The 9,187-nt window shown below is 66.6% G+C and carries 12 protein-coding genes; all 12 read left to right on the top strand.

Translation table 11 applies throughout. From position 1 onward, the window contains the following. The first annotated feature begins 408 nt into the window (after positions 1–408). Entirely contained in the window at positions 409–1,341 is a 933-nt protein-coding gene (locus tag NA11_RS43315; protein WP_069167945.1) for an N-6 DNA methylase, read from the top strand. Between the two features lie 35 nt (positions 1,342–1,376). Beyond that, on the top strand, positions 1,377–1,727 hold the full coding sequence (locus tag NA11_RS43320) for a hypothetical protein (RefSeq protein ID WP_141718175.1): 351 nt from the start codon (positions 1,377–1,379) through the stop codon (positions 1,725–1,727). Further along, entirely contained in the window at positions 1,724–2,452 is a 729-nt protein-coding gene (locus NA11_RS43325) for a hypothetical protein (protein WP_069167947.1), read from the top strand. The genes NA11_RS43320 and NA11_RS43325 overlap by 4 nt, the downstream gene beginning before the upstream one ends. Then, the gene (locus NA11_RS43330) at positions 2,449–2,976 is read left to right on the top strand and encodes a hypothetical protein (protein WP_069167948.1); all 528 of its coding nucleotides are present in this window, start codon (positions 2,449–2,451) and stop codon (positions 2,974–2,976) included. Before NA11_RS43325 ends, NA11_RS43330 begins: the two co-directional genes overlap by 4 nt. Beyond that, the gene (locus tag NA11_RS43335) at positions 2,973–3,419 is read left to right on the top strand and encodes a hypothetical protein (protein WP_084655599.1); all 447 of its coding nucleotides are present in this window, start codon (positions 2,973–2,975) and stop codon (positions 3,417–3,419) included. The genes NA11_RS43330 and NA11_RS43335 overlap by 4 nt, the downstream gene beginning before the upstream one ends. A gap of 15 nt (positions 3,420–3,434) precedes the next feature. Next, positions 3,435–3,665 (top strand): hypothetical protein, encoded by a 231-nt coding sequence (locus NA11_RS43340; protein ID WP_069167949.1) that lies wholly within the window; start codon positions 3,435–3,437, stop codon positions 3,663–3,665. 69 nt (positions 3,666–3,734) lie between these two features. Next, entirely contained in the window at positions 3,735–4,163 is a 429-nt protein-coding gene (locus tag NA11_RS43345) for a hypothetical protein (RefSeq protein WP_069167950.1), read from the top strand. Between the two features lie 62 nt (positions 4,164–4,225). Further along, positions 4,226–4,876, top strand: a complete 651-nt coding sequence (locus NA11_RS43350; protein WP_069167951.1) for a hypothetical protein — start codon at positions 4,226–4,228, stop codon at positions 4,874–4,876. Between the two features lie 88 nt (positions 4,877–4,964). Next, complete coding sequence (locus NA11_RS43355; protein ID WP_069167952.1) at positions 4,965–6,092, top strand: hypothetical protein; 1,128 nt, start codon at positions 4,965–4,967, stop codon at positions 6,090–6,092. Next, positions 6,089–7,426, top strand: coding sequence for a hypothetical protein (locus NA11_RS43360; RefSeq protein ID WP_069167953.1), 1,338 nt, complete (start codon positions 6,089–6,091; stop codon positions 7,424–7,426). Before NA11_RS43355 ends, NA11_RS43360 begins: the two co-directional genes overlap by 4 nt. 15 nt (positions 7,427–7,441) lie before the next feature. Continuing rightward, positions 7,442–8,233, top strand: coding sequence for a hypothetical protein (locus NA11_RS43365; RefSeq protein ID WP_069167954.1), 792 nt, complete (start codon positions 7,442–7,444; stop codon positions 8,231–8,233). 26 nt (positions 8,234–8,259) lie between these two features. Continuing rightward, the coding region (locus NA11_RS43370; RefSeq protein ID WP_218023502.1) for a hypothetical protein at positions 8,260–9,187 on the top strand (928 nt) is incomplete at its 3' end.

The raw sequence follows: 9,187 nt of genomic DNA on the forward strand, positions 1-9,187 counted from the left end.
ATCAATTCAATTCTGTTGCTACGCAACAGAATTAATATCTTACGATCTTCCCTAAGCCGTACGGCTACGCCGCACGCTCCCCCGCACTGCAACCCGACTCTGTGTACACGTAAGTTGCTGCTACACAGCATCTTACGGTGTTCAACCTGATCACGAAGTGTACGGCGATCACTCTGCCGTGCTTCCCGCTGCGCGGGTAGCAGTAGCCGCAATCTAGATGTATTCACAGTCAATAGAATACACGCACGACAGCGTTAAAGATGCTGTTGCGCAAATGAATTCAGAAACAGAGTACAAAGGTCGGAACTCCCGGCCGAGACATTTGCAAACCGCTGCGCGATATGCAATCGTTATAATCAACTCAGGATTCTCACTCACCTTACACCTAGTTAGGTGTATTGTTGAGGAATGACCGACAGCAACCTCTCTGCTATCGGCACCGGCGGTGCGCACGGCCGGTGCTTGCGTATCACCGAGCTCGTCTCTGAGGTTTGGCGCACCCGCGCACAACACATCTCCCAGCGCCTCGACATCCTCCTCGGCGCCGTCGCCGTTGCGTCACTGATCCGCCACCCTCACACCGACGGTCACGCGGTCGCCGACCTGTGGGAGCAAGGCGACGACGAGCTGCTCCACGACAGATTGCACCTCGTCTGGGCGATGCGCTGGATCGAGCAGCCTTACCTCACCCAGGCGGCTGCGCCGCTGCGCGCGTGGCTGCACGACGAAGAGATGGCTCCCGAGACCGCCCGTGCGATCCGAGCCGTCATCGCCACCGCACTGCGCGCCGGAATCCTTCACCTCACCGGCTCCGAAGACCCCGCCCGCCGCGACACTGCCGATCTCTTGGGCACCGTGCTCACCTACATGCGCGCCCCCGGCGACAAACAGAAGCGCGGCGAGTACTACACCCCACCCTGCACGGCCGACCTGATCGGCCACATGCTCTACCAGTGGGTTGCCGCCGCAGCGGCCTACCCCTCCCGCGACTTGTTGCCGCCCAACGGCGCGAGCATCGCCGATCCCTGCGGGGGCACCGGCGGTCTCCTGCGCACGGCCGCCCAACAGATTCGCCGGCTCGGCGGCAATCCCGCCGACTACCGCTGGTACTGCACCGACATCAACCCACTCGCCGCCGCATGCAGCGCCGCCAACGCCATCACCTGGGGCCTTGCCAACAACCGCGGAACCAACGTCCTCATCCACTGCGGCGACACCCTCCACGACGACGGCACCGCCCACGAACTCCCCGTCCTGCGCGAAGTTCTCGCCCTCCACCGCCTCGCCCGGCGCGCCGGAACCCTGCAAGCCGCCGCCAACCACCTCCTCGCCGCCGCATGAACACCAATGACCAACCCCACGAACGGAGCACCGCCATGCAGCACACCCCCGCGACCGACATCCCCACCGCCGCTGGCGAATCCGCCCTGCCGAACATGAACAAGAACGGACACGACATCGACTCCCCCGCCGACCTCATCGGCCACCACATCACCTTCATCGGCACCAACGGGATCGTCGTCGCGGGCGTCCAAGTCCAAGACCTCGAAACCTACGACGGACAGCTCCGCATCCGCTACACCCTCCCCGGCAACCGCGGACAGTCGGCAATGTCGTTGTCCGGCATCGGATTTCTTCACGTGCACTACGTCCGCTTCGACGGCTGGGTCTTCCCCGCCACCGTGCACGCAGGCGACAAAGTGGAAATCCGCGGAGGCATCCGATGACCGACAACGCCCTGCCCACCGCGATCGGATGCTCGCTCGTCGAGGTCTTCCACAACGTCACCTTCGACGCCTACGGCGCGCCGGTGCCGCTGACCACCCGCCGCTACAGCGCCGACCACCAGATCACCGAAGTGTTCACCGCCCGACTGTCGCTCGACACCGAATTCGTCGATCCGGGCGACGTGGCCCAGCGCGTCTTCGACCTGGCAAACGAACAGCCCCAACTCGGTGATCAAGCACTCGCGCTCGCCTACCAGCGCAGGAAACTGCGCCTGTTCGCCGTCGGCGATCTCGTGCGCGTCGATGGCGTCTGGCTGAGCTGCGAACGCTCCGGCTGGGATCTGCCCGCCAGCGAACCCACCGTCATCAGCGAACCGGCCTACCCCGGCTGGCTACCGCCGTCGTCATGGACGTCAACCCCCTCCACCGACCCCGCGCTCACTCGCGACACCGTCGTAGTCGCTCCGGATTGCCTCCGGCCCGGTGACACCGTGCTCGCCATCGCCGAGCAGCCGACACCCAAGCCGATCACCGTGCGCGCGGTCGTCCACCGGCACGCCGGATTCCTCGAACCCGCCGAACACTATCCACTCGGCCCGACATGGGAACTGCTGTCCCGCAACACATCCAACCCTTCCCGATTCCTGCGCGAACTCGACTACGCCCACATCCCCCGCTCCACCCAGAGCGCCACCCTCGGCAGCCGACAGGAGGCTGGCCGATGACCGGAGACGAGCTCGAGGGCAGCCGCCCCGCGACCCGCGCACGCCACCGCGACCACGCCCACCTACTGGCGCTGCTGGCTCTCTACCTACCCGCCGTCCTCTCACCCACCGACCCGCCACAGCGACCGATGCTCTGCTTGGCCACCGACCTCGGCCCGCTGAGCTTCCCCATCGATCCCCTCGACCTGGACCTGTTCGAGCACGTCGAACGAGCCACCGGCGGTGACTCGCGTACCGCCGGGGGCGACTCCAGCGCAACGACTGTGCAGCAACGCATTCGCCGACTGGTCGCCACCGCTCACGCGGACGACATCGCGATCGCCCGGCTTATCGACCTCGCCGAATCACTCGACCTCGACCCCGAAATCCTCGACGAGGACGTGATCGACATCCACTGCAACGACGCCAGCGAAATGAACAACAGCGGGTTCAGCGAGTCGATCCCCTACCTGTACCGCGCCCTCGGCGAAACCGAACTCGAACAGCGACTGCTCAGCCAGACCGACCCCAAAGAGGCGGCATGATGGCCAGCTCCTACAGCCCCTTCGGTCGCGTCGTCCGAGCCGACACCGCGACAAGCACTCACGCCGAGATATCCGTGCTCGCCGAACACGTGGCCCTCTGGCTGTCCTTCAGCGTCCCCCTGGCTATCAGCGAGATCCGATCATGGTCCGACACCGCGATCGCCCACGCCCGCGCCGAGGCCACCGACCTGATCTCCAGCCACAGCGACGCCCTTCTGGCCGGTCGCAAGCTCGGCGGCCCGGCCCTGGCCGCTCTGGCACGAGCATTCGCGATCTGTGCCAGCGTGCCCGGCGGTATCACCGCCCTCGGCATCCACGCCTGCCTCGAACCGCACGACCACTGCCCGGCCACCACATCGAGCCCCGCCATCGACAGGGACGTGACCCCAACTGCCACGACCCGAGCGCACAGCACGAACACCTCTATCCGGCAAGCCTTTTGACGACGGAGACTCTCAGTGACGAAGCCGCCCGAAACCCTCACCATCGGCACCACCACCTACCGCGTGCAGATGGGCACCTTCACCGCCACCCTCATCGGCCCGCGCGGCGGCATCTACACCGCCGTTCAGAACGTGCACTCCGGGTTGTTCTCCGTCATCAACGCCAGCGCGCGCGAACTCCGCAAGCCCGGAACCAGCCGACCCCTGCGGCTGCGCCGCACCGGCGACCGATTCGAGATCCTCTGACGCTCGCAACGCACGAAACATCCTGCACCCCAATGACACCAAATTTGACCATCGACTCAGGAGTACCAGATGACCGCCACCCAGCCCCGCCCGATCACTTGGGATGCGGTGAAGCCCGGCGAGTGGATTCCCACCGGGTGGGGAGCACAACACCTCGTTCGCGAAGTCACCGACACCCACCTGATTCTCGCCTGCCATGGACCCGGACTCGAACAACGCGCCAAGAGAGACGACGTCAAGCTCAACGCCGCCCAGGAAGACCGATGCGCGGCATGCGAGCGAGCTGGTGGACCCCGAGGTCTCGGCCCGGCACCTCGAGGGGCGATCGGAGAGATCCGGCGCACACCTGAGGGCTGGATCGCGGTGAAGGTTTCCCACGCATACCAGGGCTGGATTTTCGTCGGCGCCCACCCCGAGGGCAGTTACGGACGAGCGCCCGACTGGTTCATGGGCAATGCCGAGCGGATCGGCGCGATACCGGGAACGCCTGCGGCCTAGCCATTTTGACCTCACGCCCACGCCAGTGGGCGCGGAACACCTTCCCCCGATTGGAGATCCAGATGACAGCTACACCGCTACACACACCGTCGCCTCTCGAACTGATCATTCATCGAGACTCCGACGGCGGCACCGACACCTATCTGTTCGCTTATGGCCAGCCGTGCACCGAGGTCGCCGAGTATCACATCGACCCCGGCCGCGGCACCGCCGAGGACGCAGACGAACAACGCACGACCCGCGAGCAGAACCTCGCCGACGCCTCACCCGCTGCCCGCGCCCTGCTGCTCAAGCTCTACGGCCACAGCGACTCCCACCCACCGCACACATTCGAACCCGCCGCGGTCTCGGTCGCCAAGACCGAAGACGAGCTCCTCGACGGCGTCGTGGCCGGGCGCATCTGCGGTGAGCGGCCCTGCAAGATTGCCCGCCGACTCAATATCTCGCAGGGCAAGGTTCACCGGCTCACCTGGAAAGCGGTCTCCCTCAGTCGGTTGCCCTACCCCGGCGGACCGGAGCTCGACGTCGCCCGGATCATGCGGCTGCTCTGCGACAAGTTGCCCGGCCTGTGCGATCAGGGCTGGCCACCGATCGAAGTCCGTTCCCTCGGGCCGAACGTGATCACCATCGGCCAACGCCACGGACCTCAAATCCACCTCACCGTGGCCCCTGCCCCGGACAGCGCCGAGCCGACCGCAGACGGGGCGCAGTGAGCCCGCACGACACCAGCACCTGAGGACGGTCCGATCCGCGCTTCAACTTCCCTATCCGACAACATTTTTGACCCCAAGGAGGTGCCCGATGGTCGCAACGAAGCTACCCGCCGGGTGGAGCATCCACATCAAACCAGCCGCCAACATCGACATCAACCTCGACGTCCTGACCCTGCTCGACGATCTCGGCGCCGAGCGCCAGGTCGGATTCGCTGCCGGACGATCCGAACCCAGCCCGAGCGAGCTCACCGTGCACCGCCTGGGCGACATCCGCAGCCGGGCACTGCGCGATCGCGCTCGTGAACTCATCCGGACCCACGTCGATCGCATCGCGACGGTGAACGCCAACATCGCCGCCTACACCGCGGCCGTACCCGAGTTCGACCAGCTCACCGAGCGCCTGCGCCGCACCGGCTGCACGATCGCCACCAGCCCCGACGACAACGCCCTCACCCTTATCACCACCCTCGCTGCCCCGGCCCCGGCGGCGGGAACCCTGCTGCGCCAGCTCGACGCGTGGCTCAGCTCGGCCGGCCTCGCCGAGCTGCCCGCGGGGATCACCCCCGAACTCGATGACGACACCCTCGCGCTCACGATCACCGTCGATCAGGCCCACGCCGTCGAGTTCCTGCCCTGGCTGCACCGCCAGCCCGCACCCGGTGGGCTCGACCCCGCAACCGTGCGTGCCCTGCGCGAGATCCTGGCCTACAACTTCGACGACGAACGTGCCGACTACCGCCTTCAAGACAAAGACGGTCGCCAGGCGCACATCCTCAACAACCTCAGTTCCGTTGCCCGATGGCTGTTCACGACCACCGCCGCCGCCACACCGGTGCAACTGCCCGCCGATCTGCGCGGCGCGCTGCCCGCCGATTTCACCGCCGCACACGTCGCCTCGATCATGGACCGGGTCCACGACGCGACCGGCTTCCGGATCGTGTGCGTGTGGGACTACCACTCCGACAAGCAATTCGACGGGCACACCGAGTTTGCGGTCGTCGACGAGTTCGGCCAGCTCTACGAACTCACCGGAAACCTGCTGGGCTGGCTGCGCGGCGGCCCCGGCGCGCCCGCCTGCCCCGGCAGCCCGGCCAGCTGGATCGGCGAGCCCGGCACCGAGGATCACATCACCGCCTCCGACCTCGCGCGGGGCCAGGACCCCTACAACTACGCCATCGACACCGACAGCGGGAAATCGACGGCGGTGACCCGGTGACCGAAACACCCATTGCCGCAGGCCTTCTCGCGCAGCTCGCCGACGAGCCGCCGCCGAAGATCATCCTCAATTGGGGACTCGGCGCAGATTCCTCGGCAGCCTTGCTCTATCTGATCGAGCACCCCGAGGTCCGGGATTGGGCGCTCGAGGAATTGTGTGTCGTTACCGCCATGGTCGGTGACGAATGGACCCAGACCGGCCTGGACGCCTCTGATTGCGTGCTTCCGGTATTGCGCGCCAACGGAATTCGATACATCCAGCTCGCACGCTCTCAGCGCAAGACCACCAAAGCCGGGCTCGGTGTCCGTGTCCTCGACGACTCTCGCACACCGCAGATGCTGCATTTCTCCGGTCACTACCGGCTCTCCGACGAGATGATCACCGCGGGCACCATCCCCCAGACCGGCGGATCGCGTCTGTGCAGCGTGCACGCAAAAGGACAGGTCATCGACCCCGTCCTAGCCGCCATCACCCGAGGCCAGCCCTTCCGGCAGCTGATCGGCTACGAAGCCACCGAACTCGCACGCGCGATCAAGGACACCCGCTACAACACCACCCTGCGCACCGGCGAATACCCGCTCATCGACTGGGAATGGGACCGCGCCGCGGCCGAAGAATATCTGTTGAAAACCACTGGGCGGCAATGGATCAAGTCAGCATGTGTCTTCTGCCCCTATAGCCTGGCCACCGCCGCCGGGCGCGCCGCCACCTTCGCGAAGTTCCGGGAGCACCCCGCCGCGGGTGCGCGGATGCTGTGGATCGAGCACATCGCGCTGTGCCTGAACCCCAAACAGGGGCTCATCGGCGGCCGCCGCGCGATCGACTACATCGTCGAGGCCGAGCTGACCGAGGTCCTCGACCAATTCCGGGCCGCGCTGCACACCAGCGAGCACGCCGTCTACGAACTGCGGCGCCTGACCAAACCCGCCGCCGACCCGGCCAAGAAGGGTGTGCGCTGGCGTGCCGTACGCGCCATCGCCCACGGCACCCGCACCGACATGCTCGCCCACCTCGAACAGCTGCCCGGCACCACCGAACTCGGCGAGGACGCCATCACCCGCCGCATCGTCCGCGACGGCACCTACACCATCGACGGGCACGCCGAGCACTTCTACGTCGCAGGTCCCGCCGGCGTCGAGGACCGCAAACGCCCCGGCTTCGAGATGCTTTGGCGCACCGCGACATTGCAACGCCACCGACACGAGCGCATACCCACCCTCGGCTACCGCGGGCCGTCGGGTGCGCCGCGCACCCGCTCCCTGCTCTGGCATCGGCTGGGCCAGTCGAACCTCGGCCACTCGCCCGAGTCCGACAACCACATCTACACCGACTGAAAGGACCGAATCATCATGACCACCACCAGCGCCAAAGCCCAGTCCACGATTCACCTCCACGGCCGAGACATCCTCATCCCCTACGAATGGCTCACCCACGCAGCCGGATACACCCTCACCCGAACCCACCTCGAGCGCCTGGTCCCCGTGATCCGCGACGGCTACAGCACCGTGCGCGAGGCGATCACCGAAAACGCCGCCAGCCTGCTCACCGACGCCGACAACGCCAAACTCCTCAACGACGACGACCCCTACAACGGGCAAGCACCGGCCGCCGACCCGATGCCGTGCACCGAGCCGGTCACCGCCGTGCTGGGTGCACTGCGCGACATCGCGGTCGAATACCAGGCCGAACCGTTCACCATCGAGGACTCCGACGGCGCCAGCGCCCGCGACTTCAACTACCTCGACCGGATCACCCCGCTGATCAGCGCCCTGATCGACCCCGACCAGCCCACCCCGCCCGCGCCGACGTACACCAGCGAGGACCGCGAGCTCTACCACGCACTGGTACAGCAGTGCCAAACACGGCGCCCGCTCGACCACACCACCTACACCCTGCTCCACGGCCTGATCACCCACCTCACCGGCAACACACCCGACACCCACGACCCCGGCACCCGATGGGTCCAGCTGTTCGGAATCAGCGCGAACTACGACGCCCGAGACATCGATTGCCTCGTGAGAACAGCCGCCGAAGCGGTCTCCGGCGGCATCAACGACTTGAGCGAGACATCACTTGAACTCGCCGACGACGCCTACCAGCACATGAACGCCGAGAACGAGGACGAGGGCGACCCCGAATGACAAGTCCCCATGCAGACAGTCCACGCGTGTCGCCAGCCCAGGTCGCGGACTGCTTCCCTGCCCCGCTGCTGGCCACCGAATCCGTCATCGCCTACACCGGCCCGAACGCATTCGCGGCGAACGACTTCCTGATCATCGACGCCGCCGCCAGCCACCGGCTGACCGAATCGCGGTTCGACCCCGGCAGATGGCTGGTCGGGCGCAAACATCAGAGCGACACCATCGAGCATCGCTGGATCGGCGCCGTCGAGATCGACCTCGACACCGCGCTGGCCTGGATCCGCCGCGACAGCGCCTCGCGCGCACTCGCTGTTGCCCGATGGGCCCGCCACGAGCACCGCTTGGCCGAACCTGTGGCCTGGACCACGACGCCCAAGATCGAAGATCTCGAACCCGGCGTGCGGCTGGTGCGCCGCTTCGGGCGTAGCGGCCTGCTGACCCAGTACCGCTGGGGCTGGGAACACGGCCGCAGCGGCTGGCTTCCAGAGAATCCGAACCGCGCGGCCCAGGACTACAGGTTCTACGCAGCCCTATGGTGCGCGACCCACGACGGGCTCGACACCATCGATCCCACCCAACTGCGCATCCTCGCCGTCGACGAACAACACGACGATATCTGTCCGGTGTCCACGCCGTTCGTCGGTAAATGCAAACTCGATAATCCGCACCGCTTCGTGGTGGCAGTCCTCGGCGACACCGGAGCCGAGCTGGGCCGGATCGTCGTGTGCGGCAAGCACCTGATGCCGTGGCTGACAGGCGACGACCACTTCGGCGACGGTGCCGCCATGGCCGCCCAGCAGCTGTCGGGGCGGCCGGGATCGTGGATTGCTTGGAAAGACCGCGCCTGCGAGCTCACCGGCGAACTCCTCACCGCCGCCCTTGCGGCCGGCCGACACGCGCCCTGGCCAGATGTCCGCGCCGCGCTCTACGCCGAGGCGCAGGCCCAGGGCGCTC

The organism is Nocardia altamirensis NBRC 108246 (assembly GCF_001612685.1).
In the GTDB taxonomy this organism is placed as follows: domain Bacteria; phylum Actinomycetota; class Actinomycetes; order Mycobacteriales; family Mycobacteriaceae; genus Nocardia; species Nocardia altamirensis.